This is a genomic window from Halomonas sp. BDJS001 (assembly GCF_026104355.1).
GTDB lineage: Bacteria > Pseudomonadota > Gammaproteobacteria > Pseudomonadales > Halomonadaceae > Vreelandella.
Genome location: NZ_CP110535.1, coordinates 1,328,352 through 1,345,334 on the forward strand (window position 1 = coordinate 1,328,352; position 16,983 = coordinate 1,345,334).

Sequence of the window (16,983 nt, forward strand, 5' to 3'; positions counted from 1 at the left end):
TAAGCTAAAGCACCATACTCACGGAGCGCGCTATGACACCTCGCTTGATTGTTTCTGACCTGGATGGAACCCTATTAGGAAGCGACCACACCCTGCACGAAAGCACCGTAGAGGTTCTGAGGGCATTGGTGAAGCAAGGCCATCATGTCGCGCTCGCCTCTGGCCGCCATTACTACGATATGAAGGTGTTTCGTGATCAGTTGGATATTCCCGCACACTTGATTAGTACTAACGGCGCCTATGTTCACGACCCGGAAGATGCCTTGCTGGCGGCTAATCACCTTGAGCCTGAACATGCAAAAACGCTAATTGGTCTTCCGCGTCCGCCTCAAGTACGGCTTAACCTTTATCGCGAAAGCGGCTGGCATATTGACTCAGAGGCCCCGCACTTATTATCCCTTCACGCCTCCACAGGGTTTGGCTATGAAGTCGTGCCCCCCGCGCAAATGGACACTAACGGGGTAGGTAAAGTGCTCTATCTAGGCGACCCAAAGGCGCTAAAGCAGTTAGAAGCACAGGCGCAAGAGGCCCACGGCGACGGGCTGCATATTACCTATTCCACCATTGATTCTCTGGAAATCATGGCCGGTGGGGTCAATAAAGGCGTGGCGCTGTCATCACTGCTGGAACGGTTGGGCTTAACGCCCGCAGATTGCCTAGCATTTGGCGACAACCTTAACGATACCGAAATGCTCGATCTGGCAGGGGAGGCCCAAGTCATGGCCAATGCTCACCCGGCGTTATTTGATCGTGTACGCGGCGCTGAGCGTATCGGCCACCATGGCGAAGCCGCCGTTGCTGAGTGGCTGAGGGAGCGGTTTAAGCTTTAAGCGCCAACGAGCGCGTGGCTTTCGTCAACGATTAACGCTAATGCAACCTTGGTCGTAGCGGTCTTGCTACTGCTTGGCCCCTCGACCATCATCAAGACCCCATAAAACGACAATAACGTAGGGCGACAACCGCTGCGATGACGACACCCCCTGCTACTTTGATTGTGGTCGATGACGATCCGGAAATTTGTGAGCTGCTAGCGGACTACCTGGGCCGTCATGGCTACCGGGTATTTACGGCGGACGGTGCCGAAGCGCTGCACACCCTGCGGGCGGAACACACGCCTGACTTGTTGATCGTCGATTTAATGCTCCCCGGTGACGACGGCTTTACCATCTGCCGCGACGTCCGCAAGCATAGCGATGTGCCGATCATCATGCTCACCGCCAGCGCCGATGAGACCGACCGCATTCTTGGCCTTGAGCTGGGCGCCGATGACTATCTGGGCAAGCCGTTTAATCCCCGCGAATTGCTGGCGCGTATTAAGGCGGTGCTTCGCCGCACCCGCTGTGCACCGCCAGAGTTGCCCGCCGGGCAGGCGCGCTGGGTCAGCTTTGGGAATTGGCAGCTCGACCGCATGACCCGCGAGCTGATTGATCTGCAGGGGGAACGTGCGGCACTTTCCGGAGCGGATTTTCAGCTACTGCAGGTGTTTTTAGCGCATCCGGCCAAGGTGCTCTCCCGAGACGATCTCTATGCGCTGACCCGTGGGAGGGATGCGCCGCCGTTAGACCGCTCCATTGATGTTCACGTTTGCCGACTGCGCCAACGGTTGGGTGAAGATGCCCAGCACTCGCAGTTGATTCGTACGGTGCGCGGGGCGGGCTACGTCTTAACCGCTCAGGTAGACGCATTAACGTGAGTCGGGAGCAGTGGGCAGCTACCAGGCGTCGCCTATATCGGCGCTTGGCCCGCTGGCTGCCAGCTTCGCTGCGCGGGCGCTTCGTGATCATTATGATCGCCGGCGTGCTAGTGGCCCAGGGGGCAAGTTACGCCATCTGGACGTCCCAGGTGCGCTCCAGTCACCTGGCACAGCTTGATGAGCTCTCCACCAATATGGCGTTTAGCATCGCCTCCACCATGAAGTTTTTCCGCTCATTGCCAGTGGACTACCGCCATATCGTACTGGATCAACTGCGTAATATGGGGGGCACGCGCTTTTTTGTTAGCGTCAACGAACGCAGGCTGGCCATCGACGATATTGGCTCGGGGCCGGAAAAAGAGGTGGTGGTGAATAATGTGCGTTCGGTGCTCACCCGGCAGCTCAATATCGATGATGTGATTGTCGAGTTCTCTCGCCCGGAAAACCTGCGGGTGCTCAATAACGAAGTGCTTCTTTACGATCTGCCGCCCCGCTGGGGGCAGCACAGCCTGCTGATGGAGCCGCTCTCGCCGCCGATTCTAGTGGTTCAGCTGGAGCTTGCCCCGGACACTTGGCTGTATGTGGCCACACTGTTGGGCGTACCGGATATTTTCAGCGGCTATCGCTGGCTCTCTGAGGAGCGTTTGTTGGTTGGGCTACTGGTGATGCTGAGCGTGCTGGCGCTCTCGTTGTTGGGCATCACCAGTGTGACCCGGCCACTGGCGCGGCTCTCACGGGCAGCGAATCAGTTGGGCGATGATTTGGATATGCCGCCACTACGGGAGAGCGGCCCCAAAGAAGTGGCCGCCACCGCCGCGGCGTTCAATCGTATGCAGCGGCGGATTCGCGAGCAGATTGAGGAGCGCGAACGGCTCTTCTCGGCGATTTCCCACGATTTGAAGACGCCCTTAACCCGTATGCGTTTGCGCGCCGAGATGCTCGAAGATGACTATCAGCGCGAACGTTTTTGCGCCTCATTGGATGAATTGGATAGCTTGGTAAAGGGCGCCTTGGCCTCGGTGAAAGGCTTGGATCTGCATGAAGAGCCCGCCCCCGTTGATCCGACGCACCTGCTCGAAGAGTTGGCCGAAGAGCTTAGCCTTCAGGGTGGCAAGGTCACGATCGAGACTAAAAGCGGTCACACTATTGCACCGCTGATTGTCAAACCGCTGGCGCTTAAGCGCTGCTTGGCGAACTTGCTTGAGAACGCAGTGTTCTATGGTAAGCAGGCGGATGTAGAGCTGATGGATCACGGTGATATGGTCATCCTGCGGATTCGCGACCATGGCCCAGGTATACCCGAAGAGCAGTTGGGGCGAGTGTTTTCGCCCTTTGTGCGTCTGGAACCCTCACGCAGCCGGCACACCGGTGGTAGTGGCCTGGGGCTGGGAATCGCCCGGCACATTGCCCGTGCCCACGGCGGCGATATTCAGCTCGCCAACCATGCTGATGGCGGGCTGGTGGTCACCATAACACTGCCCCGCCAGGAAACTATTACAGGTTTGTAATAAAACCCCAACACTATGCAGTACTCGGTAACTCCCGTTGACGCTCGCCTTGGCGTAACCTCTTGGATGTCGCACGTCCGAGAGGACAATAACAATATAAGGAGTAACTCCATGCCGACGTTAAAGAAGACGACCCTCGCGCTTGCCCTGGCAGGTGCCACGCTAGCCACTACCGCTCAAGCGAATGAAGTCGAAGTGCTGCACTGGTGGACTTCCGGTGGTGAAGCCCGTGCTGCCAATGTGCTCAAAGAGTTAATGGAAGCCGAAGGCTACGGTTGGCAGGACTTCGCCGTGGCCGGTGGCGGCGGTGAAACCGCCATGACTGTGCTTAAGTCTCGCGCCATGTCGGGTAACCCACCTTCCGCCGCCCAAATTAAAGGCCCTGAAATTCAGGAGTGGGGCGAGCTGGGTTTGCTTGGCGACTTGAGTGAGGTGGCTGATGCCGAAGGCTGGGACGAGCTGCTGCCTGAAGTGGTCGCCGATGTCATGCGCTACGATGGCGAGTACGTAGCGGTACCCGTTAACGTGCACCGTGTCAACTGGCTGTGGGCCAACCCGGACGTACTGGAAGCGGCAGGAGTTGAGATGCCCACCACGCTGGATGAGCTATTTGAAGCGGGTGAGGCCATCCGTGAAGCGGGCTTCGTGCCGCTGGCTCATGGCGGTCAGTCCTGGCAGGATGCCACGGTATTCGAAAGCGTAGTGCTTGGCGGTCAAGGGAGCGAGTTTTATCAGCAGGCGCTTGTGGAGTTAGACCCTGAAGCACTGGGGGGTGAACAAATGGTCGCTGCTCTTGAGGATTTCAAGCGTATGCGCGAGCTAATGGATGAGGGCATGTCCGGTCGCGACTGGAATGTTGCCACAGCCATGGTGATTGAGGGAGTGGCCGGATTCCAGCTGATGGGCGATTGGGCAAAAGGGGAGTTCACCGCGGCTGGATTGACCGCCGGGGAAGATTACCTGTGTGCGGCAGCGCCGGGCACCGAAGATGCGTTTACCTTCAATATCGATAGCCTGGCCATGTTCCGGGTCACCGAGGGCGAGGAGCGCGAGGCGCAGCAAGCGTTGGCGCGCTTAGTGCTTGAACCCACTTTCCAGGAAACGTTTAATCTTGCCAAAGGCTCGATTCCGGCGCGTCCTGATCTGGACATGAGCGAATTCGATAGCTGCGCCCAACAGTCCCTGGCCGATTTCCAGCGCACCGCGGAAGAGGGGGGGTTAGTGCCCAGTATGGCCCACGGTATGGCGGTTCGCGCCGATGTGCAGGGCGCCATTTTTGACGTGGTCACTAACTACTTCAACGATGCCGATATGCCCGCAGAAGAAGCCGCAGAACGGTTGGTGAGTGCCGCCCAAGCGGCCTCTTTCTAGCACCAAGCTTACCGCCGTTCTATTAGGCGTCGTCGCAACGGCGGCGCCTATTCTGCTTAGCAAGAACACTGTGCTGCTTGGCAAGGACACTTCGTCATTAGAGATACCTCTTCATTAGAGACACCTCCCATGAAAAATACCTCTGCGACGCCCTTAGGGCCTACCGCTAAGCGGTCGACGCCATCCGGCGGTTTGCAGGCGTGGCTGCCTCGGCTGGTGCTGGCACCGTCGGTGGCCATTTCGCTGTTCTTTGTTTATGGCTTCATGCTCTGGACATTCGTGCTTTCGCTAACCAGCTCGCGCATGCTGCCCAGCTATGACTTTGTCGGCTTTGGTCAGTACGCACGCCTGATGGCCAATGAGCGCTGGTGGGTTGCCTCGACCAACCTGATGATTTTTGGCGTGCTGTTCGTGGTGATTTGCCTGGTGATTGGTGCGTTGCTGGCGATACTGCTCGATCAGAAAATTCGCCAGGAGGGCGTACTGCGCACGATCTACCTCTACCCCATGGCACTCTCCTTTATTGTTACCGGGGTGGTGTGGAAGTGGCTGCTTAATCCGCAATTGGGCATTCAAGCGATGGTTCAGAGCTGGGGCTTTGAGTCGTTTCGCTTTGACTGGATTGTCGATCCGGATATGGCCATTTATACCCTGGTCATTGCCGCCGTGTGGCAGGCGTCCGGGTTTGTGATGGCGCTGTTTTTAGCCGGGCTGCGGGGTATCGATGACAGCATTATTAAAGCCGCGCAGTTGGATGGCGCCAGCTTGCCGCGGATTTATCTGCGCGTGGTGATGCCGTGCCTACGCCCGGTCGTGTTTAGCGCGGTGATGATCTTGGCCCATATTGCCATTAAGAGCTTTGATCTGGTCGTCGCGCTCACCGGCGGTGGGCCGGGCTACGCTACCGACTTGCCCGCCACCTTTATGTACGCCCACGCCTTTACCCGGGCGCAGATCGGCTTGGGTTCTGCCAGCGCCATGCTGATGTTGGGCGGCGTGCTGGCAATTTTGATTCCGTACCTCTACTCCGAACTAAGGAGCCGCAAGCATGGCTAATGTGATTCGTCGTCAGACGCCCGCTGCGCGGCTGGGCCGTGGCCTGCTCTATGGCGTGCTGATACTTGCTGCACTGTTCTATATTCTGCCGCTGGTGGTGATGCTGATGACCTCGGTGAAGCCGCTAAGCGAAATCAGCCCCGGTTCGCTGCTCTCGTTTCCACAAAACCCGACACTGGCACCGTGGACCAAAGCCTGGGGAGAAGCCTGTACCGGTATGCGCTGCGATGGTGTCGGTGGCTACTTCTGGAACTCCTTTGCGATCGTGATTCCAGCCGTGCTGATCTCCACCACCATTGGCGCCCTAAACGGCTACGCGCTAACCAAATGGCGCTTCAAAGGCTCTGAGTTAGTCTTTGCACTAATGCTGTTTGGCTGCTTTATTCCCTTCCAGGTGGTGCTGCTACCTATGGCGCAAACCCTCGGCTGGCTGGGTATCTCCAGCTCCCGCGCTGGGTTGATTTTGGTTCACGTAGTCTTTGGCATTGCCTTCACCACGCTGTTTTTCCGCAACTTCTATGTGGGTATCCCCAACGAGCTGGTATCGGCGGCAAAGCTGGATGGCGCGGGCTTTTTCCGCATTTTCTGGCGCATTCTGCTGCCGGTTTCCGCGCCTATCATCGTGGTGTCGGTAATTTGGCAGTTCACCCAAATCTGGAATGACTTCCTGTTTGGCGTGGCATTTTCAGCCCATAACACCCAGCCCGTTACCGTGGCGCTTAACAACCTGGTGAATACCTCCACCGGCGTTCGCGAGTACAACGTCGATATGGCGGCGGCAATGATTGCCGCGCTGCCCACCCTGGTGGTGTACGTGCTGGCGGGAAAATACTTCGTGCGCGGGCTGACAGCCGGTTCCGTTAAAGGCTAATAACAACTAGGTGAGTGGCAACCATTTCTAGAGGGTCAGAAGCAGCCCGTAGCGGGGGTCTTTCGCCATGGATGGCGAAAGTAGCGCCCAGGGATGGGTTCACAGCGCCCCGCGGAGGGCTGCTTCTGACCAACCCAGATGAATGGAGTTTGTCAGTCGCTTTAGAATAGGATTTTCATTATGGCAGCGTTAGAAATCCACAACGTGCGCAAAGAGTTTGGCAGCGAGCGGGTGCTTAAAGATGTCAGTATCTCTATAGATTCCGGTGAGTTTTTGATTCTGGTTGGCCCCTCGGGCTGCGGCAAGTCTACGCTGATGAATGCCATTGCCGGTCTTGAGCCGGTGACCTCTGGCAATATTTATATCGATGGCGAAGACGTCACCTGGCGCACCCCCGCGGATCGGGACATCGCTATGGTGTTTCAGTCATACGCCCTCTATCCCAGTATGACCGTGCGCCAGAACATCAGCTTCGGGCTGGAGATGCGCAAGGTGCCCAAGCCCGAGCGAGAGGCCGCCGTGGAGCGGGTAGCGGATCTACTGCAAATTACTCACCTGCTGGAGCGCAAGCCCGCTCAGCTCTCCGGCGGCCAGCGACAGCGGGTGGCGATGGGGCGGGCGCTGGCTCGGGAGCCCAAGGTCTATCTGTTTGACGAGCCGCTCTCCAACCTGGATGCCAAGCTGCGCGTGGATATGCGCACCGAGATCAAAAAGCTCCACCAGCGCCTGGGCACCACCATTGTTTACGTCACCCATGACCAGGTTGAAGCCATGACCCTGGCAGACTGCATTGCAGTGATGCGTGACGGTCATATTTTACAGTTGGGCACCCCGGATGAGGTCTACAACAATCCGGTGGATATGTTTGTGGCCGGTTTTATGGGTTCACCATCGATGAACTTTATCCGTGCTACCTTGGAAGATAACAACGGCGGTTATCAACTGCGGATTGTCACACCGGGGGAGGAGGAACTGGTGCTGCCGTGGCCTGAAGCGCGCATCGCCCCCGACATGGCCGAGCGGTTGAATCAGCCGGTAATTCTTGGTCTACGCCCAGAGCACTTCAGCGAAGAGGATGAGCGGTTAACCGCCCAAGCCGAAGGCACGCTGCTGAGCGCCAGTGTAGCGGTGGTAGAGCCTACCGGGGCGGATATTTTGCTTCGCCTACCGCTGGGCGAACAGGAAGTGACCGCCCGCGTTGGGCCTAAATGCGCGGTGGTGGCTGGGGAGCGCTTAGCACTGCGCGTCGATATGGGGCGGGCGATTCTATTTGATGCCGAGACCGAGCAGCGTATAGCGTAAGCGCTTGCGGCTGATCCTATTGAAATATAAGGCCCCCTGCTAACTTCAGCAGGCGGCCTCTTTCCATTGCTTGCAGGTTTCAGTTGCAGGTATCACTTACGAATAAGCCGCAGCTCACCATTGAGGGCTTTGATGATCGAGTAGCACATCAGCAACATCACAATCGAGAAGGGGATCGCCGTGGCGGTGACCCCTGCCTGAAGTGCTGTCAGGCCACCGCCGATCAGCAGTACAATGGCGATGAGGCCCTCGACGACCGCCCAGAACATTCGCTGTGGCCGCGGAGCATCGATTTTACCGCCAGCGGTGATGGTGTCGATGACCAGGGAGCCGGAATCCGATGAGGTGACAAAGAAGATCAGCGCCAGGACGATACCCAGAGTCGACATCAGACCCGTCAGCGGTAGTTCGTTCAACATGCCGAACAGCGATAGCTCAGGCCTGTAGTTATCGATCACATACTCTTTAACCAGGCTCGCCGCCGGGTCAGCATAGAGCTGATCAAGGGCGGTCGAGCCAAAGACGCCCATCCAGACAAAGATGAACAGACTGGGAACCAGCAAAACGCAGAGGATAAACTCACGCACCGTGCGGCCCCGGGAGACGCGGGCGATAAACATCCCCACGAAAGGTGCCCAACTAATCCACCAGGCCCAGTAGAAAATCGTCCAGGACTGACGGTAGGCGTCGTCGTCACGACCAAAGGGCGCGGATAGAGGAATAAACTCAGTGACATAGGTGGTCAGCCCCGTCCAGAAGCCCGTCAAGGCGAGTAGTGTGGGGCCAGCGAAGAGCACGAAAAAGAAGAACAGCACGGCCAGGATCATGTTGATCTCGGAGAGCTTCTTCAAGCCACCCTCAAGACCGCGCCAGACCGACACCAGCGCCACCCCCGTGACTAGAATGATGACGATGACCTGAGTCAGGGTGGTGACCTCCAGACCAAAAACAAAGTTCATCCCCGCGTTGGCCTGCTGGGCGCCGAGCCCAAGGGAGGTAGCCAGCCCGAAGAGGGTGGAAAACACCGCCAGAATATCAATCACATGGCCCCACCAGCCCCAGACACGCTCACCGAGAATGGGAAAGAACGCCGAACGAATCGAAAACGGCAGGCCTTTATTGTAGGTAAACAGCCCCAGCGCCAGCGCCATCACCACATACACTGCCCAGCCATGAATCCCCCAATGGAGATATGTGCCTGCCAGGCCCATGGCGCTGGCATCGGCAATCGCCGCTGGTTCCAGTTCACCATCGGCACCGAAGGGCGAGGGAATGCCCAGTGGTAGGGAGACATTGGCGTGGTAAACCGGTTCGAGTACGCCAAAGAACAGCAGGCCGATGCCGATGCCCGCGGTGAACAGCATGGCGAACCATGAGAGGTAGCTGTGATCCGGTCGCGCATCCGGCCCGCCCAGCCTGACTGAGCCATAGGGCAGCACCACCAGCGCTAAGCAGAATAGAATAAAAAAATCGACCAGGATCATGAAATACCAGTCCAATGTTCCCGTCGAGAAGGAGACAACGGACTGGAATATACTTCCTGCACGCTCTGGAAACAGCAGGGTGAGGACGATGAAAATGGCCGAGGCAAGCGCCGATACGACAAAAACGCGGTTGTGGATATCGAAACCGATGGGGCCAAGCTGGCCCGTGATATTATCCTGACCCACCACATAGTCGGTCTGCATGTCGCTGGTTGCCGAAGGCGACTCGGGATTATTGGGAGTGTTCATACACTACGTCTCCTCGCTGGAGGATGCTATGTCAAACACCCATCATGAGGATAAACAGCGTTGAATCCCATCTTTAGCCGAAAACAGACTTGTGTTTGGTGACTCCATTAGCGATTTTGCGGCACCGTTTCTTTATCGAGTCGCTTGATTTGTCGCCACAGGTCTTGGCGCAGATCGGCGATCCTGGGCTGTTCATCGGCAGTGAAGGGCACCGGGCGGCAGAGCCGCTGGGCGCGTAGCCCAAGGCGTGCGCTAAGCAGCCCGGTAGCCAGGCCCTGACCTGCACGTGCCGAGAGACGCCCAGCCAAATCCAGCGAGAGCATATCCATACTGGCGTCGGTGGCCAGTTCGCTGGCACCGGCAAAGGCCATATTGTGCAGAACATTGCGAAACAGCCGCAGGCGACTGGCGTAGCCCAGCTCAAGACCATACAGGCGGCAGAGCCGATCCACCATCGCTAGACTCCTCCAGGCCACCAGCGCCATATCCACCAGCGTTAGCGGGCTGATGGCGACCATGATGGCGGTTTCACCGGACATGCGGGTGATCAGCCGTTGGGCCTCGCGATCACGCGGGGCCAGCAGGTGGTAACGCAGCAGGATCTGAATCTCCTCACCGCTATGGTGCGGCTGACTGGCGCGTTGAAAGGCCAGCCAGTGCGGGTCGTCGTCGGCGAGTTTGAGCTGGCGCCTGAGCTGCTCGGCCATCGCCCGAGCCTGCTTGGGTGAGCGTAGCGGTAGCTCGACAAGGTCGCCGCGCAGTTTGTCGTGGCGTTTCAGGCGGCGCAAACGGCCTAGCTCTTTGAGCAGTGAGACGCCCCCCAGGCCAATCAGGCTGATCCCAAACAGCTGCCAGGCAATGGCGAGCCACTGGGACTGAGCGATGGCATCAGGAATGCCGGTGACCAGTTCAGCGGTGCCTAGTCCAGCCCCGCCTACCAGGGCAAACAGTAACCCCCAACGGCGTTTACGCGGCGCGCCTAAACTGGCAGCAGGTAGCGCTTTATCTTCAGGTAGAGGCGCTAGAGGGTGGTGCTCACTGGCGCCAGTAAAGGCTTCGCGCTGGCGAAGAGGTGTTTCAGCATCAGCGACCTCTTCGGGCGTGTCATCCAGGGTAAAGTGACGGCGTGGCTGTGGGGTGGTCATGTCAGTTTATCTCCAATCAGCCAGTCGATGGCGGCGTCCATGCGAATATGATCCAGCGCTTCTGAGCTGGTTGGCATAGGGCGAAAGCCGGGGAAGTCGAAACCCTGTTGCTGCCAGAACTCGGCAGCGGGCAGCCTTGCGGGCACATCACCGGGGTAAACCAGCACCTCTTCGCCCTCCAGGGTGGTGCCGCGTAGCGCGGGTGAGCGCTTACCCTCATGAACCACCTCGCGGGCTTCGGTGGCCCGAATCGCTGCCAGCGAGAGCGCTTTAACCGGTACGTTGGCGAAGCGTAGATCTTTGAGAGGCTCTGCCAGTAGGGCCTCTAACAGCTGCACCAAGTGGCCGTGTTGATCGGGAGTGACGTGATCGGCTTTGGTGGCGGCAATCGCCAGACGGTCAATTTTAGGCGCGAAGAGGCGGGTCAGTAGGCTGCGTTGACCATAATCGAAGCTGTGCATTAACTGGCGCAGCGCACTGGAGAGGTCTTCAAAGCGCTCAGGCCCGGCATTGAGCGCGCCCAGCACGTCCACCAGTACAATCTGGCGGTCAAAACGACGGAAGTGGTCGCGATAGAAGGGCTTGACCACCTGCTGCTGATAGTAGCGAAAGCGCGCCGATAGGGTGGCGTAAAGGCTATTGGCAGGCAGTGCCTCCAGCGTTTCTCTGGCGGTATTGGGTTGAGACGCATTAAGCTGCGGCAGCGGAAAAAACTGCAGCACCGGCGCGCCTTCCAGCTCGCCGGGAAGCAAAAAACGCCCGGGCTGCAGGTCGGAAAAACCGGCCTTTTTGGCGCGGCGAAGGCCTTGAGCGTACTCCTCGGCCAGGGCAGCAAGCTGGGCTTCATCAGCCTCACCAGCGGGGTCGAGCTGCTCCACTGCCGTCAACCATTCGCTAAACAGGCCGCGGCGCTGCTCGCCTGCATACAGTGCTTGGGCTTGGCTCCAGCTGTAAAAGTCGTGTTGTAACAGCGGTAAGTCGAGTAACCACTCGCCAGGGTAGTCGAATAGATCCAGGGTCAGGTGGGCGATTTCAGGGGTCAGCCAGCCGCTGCGGGCAGGGCGGTAGCGCAGCTGTAAGCGTAACTCGCTGATGCCGCGGGTGGGTTCGGGCCAGCGCGGCGGGGTATCACGCAGGGCGACCATACCGGGGTCATAGGGAAACCGCGGCACGCCCATGTCAGGCTGGTTAAGCCGTTGGGCGCCGAGCAGGCGGCCTTCTCTGGCAGCGGGCAGTAAATCGAGCCGCGCCTCAACGCCTGCATGACGCAACTGATTGACCAGCGACGTCAAAAACGCGGTTTTCCCCGCTTGGGAGAGGCCGGTGACCGCTAAGCGCAGCTGGCGATCCCTTCCGCGCTCTAATAAATTGCTCAGTTCGCGACTTAACGGCTGGCGCATCCTATCGATCCCTTTGTGGCTCCTAGCCTTTATTGGCTAAACATTAATACCAGTTGCGAAAGCATCGGCAGGGTGGCAATTAAAAAGCCAACCCCTGCCAGGGTGTAGCCTGGCCAGCGGCGGGTCATCTTCTGCGCCAAGGTTAATCCCACTAAGCACACCACCATACCGATTAAATTAAACGCCAGCGTGGCAGCTTCTAGCCATTGTTGCGGATCCATTGGATCTCCCTAGCTCAAATGCCATTGAGCACATGATAGCAAAGCGCTGATGAACCGAAGATTAACCGCGGCTGAGGGTGGTTCCCAGTAGGTGTTGAGCGCCAGGCACCAGCCAGACCGGATCCAGGCGGGTATTGGCAGCTTCAACGCAAATAAAGTGGCGTGCTGCCTCGGCGGGGGTGTCGCTGGGTAGGTCGTTATTGGGGTGCCACACTACCGTGGAGTCACTCGACTGCTTGCCGATGCGCAGAGTGCGCTCGCCATCGTTGAGCAGTACGGCTTCATTGGTGTGGTAAATGCGGTCAACGGCGCCTTGAACGGCCAGTGTGCCCTGCTGCTCACTCTCAGCAAAGTCGCGCAGTTTGTCGAGATAGCGCGCGCCGGAGAGACCTTCCAGGCGGCACTGATGGGTATCGGCAACGGCTAAATAGGTGTGCAGCGCGCCGCTGGTTTTGATCGGCGTTTCGCCAATGTTTTCGCTAATCAGCTCCACGTTCAAACGCTGGGCGTTAGCTTGTACCACCAAGCGTGCGGTGAGCAGTGTGTGCAGAGGCTGCGACGGGGAGAGGTGAAGCTCAATGCCCTCGGCGTGCTCATCGACGGCATCCAGGCGCCACTCAGCGTGGCGGGCAAGGCCATGAAAGGGGCCATCGTGCTGGGGGCTTTCGTCGGCAAAGCGCTCGTCGGCGAACCATGGCCAGCAGAGCGGAATACCGCCCCGGATAGCGCCTGGCAGCGCCTGGGGCGTAGGCGTCAGCCATAACCAGCCGGTATCACCGGTAGGGCAGAAGTGCAGCACTTGAGCGCCTTGGAGACTCACCACCAACTCACCCCAGGGCATATTGAAAAGCACCACGTCGCGGCCTTCCCACTGCGCCGTTTGCTGTCCTTGAGTGCTTTTAACCAGTTGATTGAGCGAGTCGGGGATCATGAATTTTCCTTTAAGAGTTGCCAAGCATCGATACCGATAGGCGCCGAACACTAACGCTGTGTGCTATGGTAGAACAAGCGTGACTCGAAGGTAAAACGCGTAACTGCAACCCGTAATCGAAATAGTAAGGAGACTATATGGGCTTTATTGCATGGTTAATCATTGGTGGTTTAGCTGGTTGGATTGCTGGCAACATCATGCGCGGTGGCGGTTTCGGCATCCTGGGTAATATTGGTGTCGGCATCGTGGGCGCGGTTATTGGTGGTTTTTTATTCAGCCTTTTAGGCCTTTCCTCTGGTGGCTTTATCGGTTCGCTAGTTACCGCGATAGTGGGTGCCGTGGTGCTCCTGTGGGTGATTAGTAAGGTTAAAAAAGCGTAGCGATTGAGTTGCTACCTGTAAAACACCGCCCGGCCTTGTGCCGGGCGGTGTTGTTTTATGCCTACCGAGGCGTAGGGCTATCGGTGTTCGCGCCACTTTCCGTTACACTAGGCAGCTTTAGTTCCGGCTTTTTGCTGGTGTCATTGTGCTTTTTCGAGGTGCCTCTTGATCGACGCGTTAAATGCCTGGTGGGCCCAACAGCTAGTGCTGTGTGATTGGGCGTTTACCCCTCATCCGTTGGCAGTCGATGCAGGGGCGGCAGAACAGCGCCTGTTACAGCTGGGAATTACCAGCCGGGGCGAGCTGGCCGAGCAGCTGTTTCACGGGCTGGGAGCTCCCGCAGGCAGTGCCGACCGTTTGCTAGGCGCGCTTGAGTGGGCCGCACTGGCGGGAGCGGCGGGTTGGTTAGACGCTGATCAGGCGCGCAATTGGGCGCACCACCTGACTCGCCGCATCACCAGCGATTACAGCGATCTGCGTGCCTGGCTAGCGGATTTGCGCCGTGCGTTAGGCGCACGGGGCTGGGAAGCGGGGGCCGATGACCGTTTTATTGATGCCTGCCAAGCACTGGCCAAGCTTGAAACCGATGGCGAAGGCATTACCTGGGACGCGCTTGAAAATGCCTTGGCTGAACTCCCAGCACCGGCTTCGCTATGGCCCCAGCAGCCAGAAGCGCAGAGCTGGCGGCTATGCGCGCTGTTTCGGCCGATTATTGTCTACCCCGCCAGCCAAAGCGATTGGCCTGAAGCCTCCGAGTGGCTTGCCCACGTATGGGATGTCCATGACCGCGACGCACTTATCGGCGTGATGCTCTGGTTAGGTGCTCAAGGTGAGCGGCAGCGCTGGGATATCGAAGCGCGCGAATTGCTCAGTATGGACAATGCCCAACGCATGGAGTGGCAGCGTAGTGTGGTAGAAGAGTCGCCCTATGCGCCGGTACTGAATAAGTTTGTCACCCAAGGCGAACCGCTTGAGTGGGCGGCTTGGGATTGGCTGCGAATTGTGGAACTCGCCTGGGCCGGTGCCTGCTGTGGCTTGCTTAGCCAAGAAGAGGCCGATGATTTAGCCGGGCACGCCGCTGATTTGATCAGTCGCCGCTACCATGATTGGTACGCAGTCCTTAATGCCTATGGGCGCGGGCAGAGTCTATTTGATGGCATCGACCGGCGGGGTAAAACACCCAGCGAGCGACATCAGTTGCTGCTGCATGGTTGGGATAGCCCCTGGAAGCGCCCACCGGGGGAGCTATTGGATGAGTCCACGCGCATGGCATCCCAAGCGCGCATTCGGCGGTGGCGTAATACCCCTCACCACTGGTTGTTGGCGCTGGCCAGCGTACGTGAACCGGATGCCATGCTGCGCCAGATAGCCCCCTCCGCGGCGCTGCCTGAAGAGCAGCGTGCCGACGCAGCGCTCTATTTGCAGGAGTCACTTGGCCTGCATGCCGATGAGGGGGCTCATGCACTGGCGCGCTATTGGCTACCCGCTCAGGCCCATCATCTTAACCAGTTGGCGGCCGATGCAGTGCACGGCGTTTTACCTCCTTCGCAAAGCTGGTTTGGCCAACCGACCCCAGAAGAGCTTAAGCAGCGCAATGCCGTTAAAGGGGTAAGTCGCCATGCGGCCACGATTCATATGGCCGAAAAATTTGCCTTCTATCTGCATATGTCCCTCGACAGCGGCTTATTCGATCATGCGCCGTTAATGGAATATGCCAGTGCGCTGCGCAGCTGTCTGTGCCGTTTTTACCCCAATGCCAAGCGCTTGTTAGAAGCCTGGTTCGCTTGGGAGAGCTGTCTGCCTGAGCCTGAGCACGCTTCGTTAGTGAATGAAATTATTTGGCACATTGAAGATCCCGGCAGCCTGTTTCACTGGCTGGATTGGCGTCCCGATGCCTGGCGTGAACCGGGTAGTCGCCCCACCTTGAGTCATTTTACCGCGATGTCGTTGGTGGGCCCGCTGAACAGTGCGGTGTGGAGTGAGCCTCAGCCCGAGAGCGCTCGGGAGTGCGCCGAGATTCGCGAGTGGGTGGAGAGCCATTACCACTTGAGCAATGCAGGTGATATGCAGGAGTTTTTGACCCATATGCTCGAGTCGGGGGATCGCCAGGAGTATCAGATTAACTACGCTCCCTATACCCTCAATACTGAGCGCTTAAGCGCTGAGATCGCCATTCTTGAATCCGGCGACTGTGCTGAAGATGAACGCCACCACCTGCTGCGCTTACGTCGTGTGCGCGACAACGAAGATGGCTGCAATGAGGTGGATATGGCGGCCTGGGATATTGCCCAACTGGTCGATCTGGCCATCGCCGCGCGGCAGCTAGGCTGGCTCGATAGCGCTGCGTTCGCTAAGGTATTGGATCGTGCTTACCAATTGGCGGCGGATCACTACGCCGGTTGGCAGGAATATGCCATGGGGATGTATGCCGGCTTCTCATTTTTTATGGGCGAAACCCCTGAACGGGAAAGCTTTCTAGCCGGGTTTCGTCAGGCGCTGGTGGCTTGGATATGTGGTGCGCCGGTCTTGGCTGGCCCATGGGTGAGCTTGGATTTTCCGGGCAATAAACCGCGCCATTTCGCGCCATTGCATATTGATACCCTGCCGGGCGATCAGCGCACGTTACATTGATGCTCGCCAAACATATGATAACTAGCTTATAGTCTTGCCTGGAAAAATTAGATTTGTCATACCGCCTTCTTATCAATGTCACGAGGTTAATCGCATGGTTGCGTTGCCACGCCCCGCTGTGACCGCTGTCCGTGTTGTAAGTGTTTGTTGTTTAGTTGCATTGGTCGCTGGCTGCGCAGGTTCTGCCCGACAGAACAATATGCAGGCCCCAGAGAATTACTTCTCAATGACGTTGCCGGGAATGGGGGCGAACCCGCAAATGTCCCCGGTTGATCCCATCGATGCGCATCTGCGCAGTTTGCAAGTACCGCCGCCAACAGTGATCCGTGAGGCGCTGCTGGCGCAGCACCAGCGCTGGGCGGGAACGCCTTACCGAATTGGCGGTACTTCAGAGAGAGGAATCGACTGTTCGGCCCTGGTTCGCAACGTTTATCGTGACACTTTTAATTTGGATCTACCGCGCTCCACCCGTGGCCAAGTACACGAGGGACGCCCGATCGACCGCCAAGAGCTGCAGGCGGGCGATCTGGTGTTCTTCCGACCGCCGGGTCGCTATAACCATGTGGGGATCTACGTAGGCGATGGGTATTTTCTCCACGCTTCGACCTCAAAAGGGGTGATTATCTCCAGCCTGGATAACAGTTATTGGCAGCGCTACTACTGGCAGTCACGTCGCGCTCTGGAGCCAACGCACCTGGCCCAACTGGGCGGCACTGTTTTCCAGTAATCAGACGTTATTAA

General features: G+C 58.1%; 15 protein-coding genes. 10 read left to right on the top strand and 5 right to left on the bottom strand.

The features are described 5' to 3' along the window. The first annotated feature begins 32 nt into the window (after window positions 1-32). The 7 genes from OM794_RS06115 (at window position 33) to OM794_RS06145 (ending at window position 7,801) form a co-directional block, all read left to right on the top strand. Window positions 33-830 carry an HAD family hydrolase gene (locus OM794_RS06115; RefSeq protein ID WP_226248606.1) on the top strand — a complete coding sequence of 266 codons (798 nt, stop codon included), beginning with the start codon at window positions 33-35 and terminating at the stop codon, window positions 828-830. A gap of 137 nt (window positions 831-967) precedes the next feature. Then, window positions 968-1,693: a response regulator gene (locus OM794_RS06120; RefSeq protein WP_226248609.1), complete on the top strand. Its 726-nt coding sequence runs from the start codon at window positions 968-970 to the stop codon at window positions 1,691-1,693. A gap of 92 nt (window positions 1,694-1,785) precedes the next feature. Beyond that, a complete protein-coding gene (locus tag OM794_RS06125) occupies window positions 1,786-3,201 on the top strand; it encodes an ATP-binding protein (protein WP_264167820.1) in 1,416 nt (471 codons plus the stop codon). Between the two features lie 111 nt (window positions 3,202-3,312). Next, the gene (locus OM794_RS06130; protein WP_226248613.1) at window positions 3,313-4,572 is read left to right on the top strand and encodes an ABC transporter substrate-binding protein; all 1,260 of its coding nucleotides are present in this window, start codon (window positions 3,313-3,315) and stop codon (window positions 4,570-4,572) included. 129 nt (window positions 4,573-4,701) lie between these two features. Further along, window positions 4,702-5,628 (top strand): carbohydrate ABC transporter permease, encoded by a 927-nt coding sequence (locus tag OM794_RS06135; RefSeq protein WP_226248616.1) that lies wholly within the window; start codon window positions 4,702-4,704, stop codon window positions 5,626-5,628. After that, window positions 5,621-6,499 (top strand): carbohydrate ABC transporter permease, encoded by an 879-nt coding sequence (locus OM794_RS06140; RefSeq protein WP_088701094.1) that lies wholly within the window; start codon window positions 5,621-5,623, stop codon window positions 6,497-6,499. The genes OM794_RS06135 and OM794_RS06140 overlap by 8 nt, the downstream gene beginning before the upstream one ends. Window positions 6,500-6,679: 180 nt before the next feature. Then, window positions 6,680-7,801 carry an ABC transporter ATP-binding protein gene (locus OM794_RS06145; protein ID WP_226248618.1) on the top strand — a complete coding sequence of 374 codons (1,122 nt, stop codon included), beginning with the start codon at window positions 6,680-6,682 and terminating at the stop codon, window positions 7,799-7,801. A 92-nt stretch (window positions 7,802-7,893) separates the two neighbouring features. On the opposite strand, the gene OM794_RS06150 is transcribed toward OM794_RS06145, so the two are convergent. The 5 genes from OM794_RS06150 to OM794_RS06170 form a co-directional block, all read right to left on the bottom strand. After that, a complete protein-coding gene (locus OM794_RS06150; protein WP_226248620.1) occupies window positions 7,894-9,534 on the bottom strand; it encodes a BCCT family transporter in 1,641 nt (546 codons plus the stop codon). A 107-nt stretch (window positions 9,535-9,641) separates the two neighbouring features. Further along, window positions 9,642-10,679, bottom strand: coding sequence for a YcjF family protein (locus OM794_RS06155; protein ID WP_226248623.1), 1,038 nt, complete (start codon window positions 10,677-10,679; stop codon window positions 9,642-9,644). Further along, the gene (locus tag OM794_RS06160; RefSeq protein ID WP_226248625.1) at window positions 10,676-12,079 is read right to left on the bottom strand and encodes a YcjX family protein; all 1,404 of its coding nucleotides are present in this window, start codon (window positions 12,077-12,079) and stop codon (window positions 10,676-10,678) included. The genes OM794_RS06155 and OM794_RS06160 overlap by 4 nt, the downstream gene beginning before the upstream one ends. Before the next feature lie 29 nt (window positions 12,080-12,108). Continuing rightward, on the bottom strand, window positions 12,109-12,300 hold the full coding sequence (locus OM794_RS06165; protein WP_022520445.1) for a hypothetical protein: 192 nt from the start codon (window positions 12,298-12,300) through the stop codon (window positions 12,109-12,111). A gap of 61 nt (window positions 12,301-12,361) precedes the next feature. Next, the gene (locus OM794_RS06170; RefSeq protein ID WP_226248627.1) at window positions 12,362-13,231 is read right to left on the bottom strand and encodes a D-hexose-6-phosphate mutarotase; all 870 of its coding nucleotides are present in this window, start codon (window positions 13,229-13,231) and stop codon (window positions 12,362-12,364) included. Window positions 13,232-13,368: 137 nt separating this feature from the next. On the opposite strand from OM794_RS06170, the gene OM794_RS06175 reads away from it, so the two are divergent. From OM794_RS06175 to OM794_RS06185, 3 genes are all read left to right on the top strand, one after another. Beyond that, window positions 13,369-13,611 carry a GlsB/YeaQ/YmgE family stress response membrane protein gene (locus OM794_RS06175; RefSeq protein ID WP_008958536.1) on the top strand — a complete coding sequence of 81 codons (243 nt, stop codon included), beginning with the start codon at window positions 13,369-13,371 and terminating at the stop codon, window positions 13,609-13,611. Between the two features lie 165 nt (window positions 13,612-13,776). Beyond that, window positions 13,777-16,242, top strand: coding sequence for a YbeU/YbeR family protein (locus tag OM794_RS06180; RefSeq protein WP_226248629.1), 2,466 nt, complete (start codon window positions 13,777-13,779; stop codon window positions 16,240-16,242). A 94-nt stretch (window positions 16,243-16,336) separates the two neighbouring features. Then, entirely contained in the window at window positions 16,337-16,969 is a 633-nt protein-coding gene (locus tag OM794_RS06185; protein WP_265154360.1) for a C40 family peptidase, read from the top strand. Window positions 16,970-16,983 lie beyond the last annotated feature (14 nt).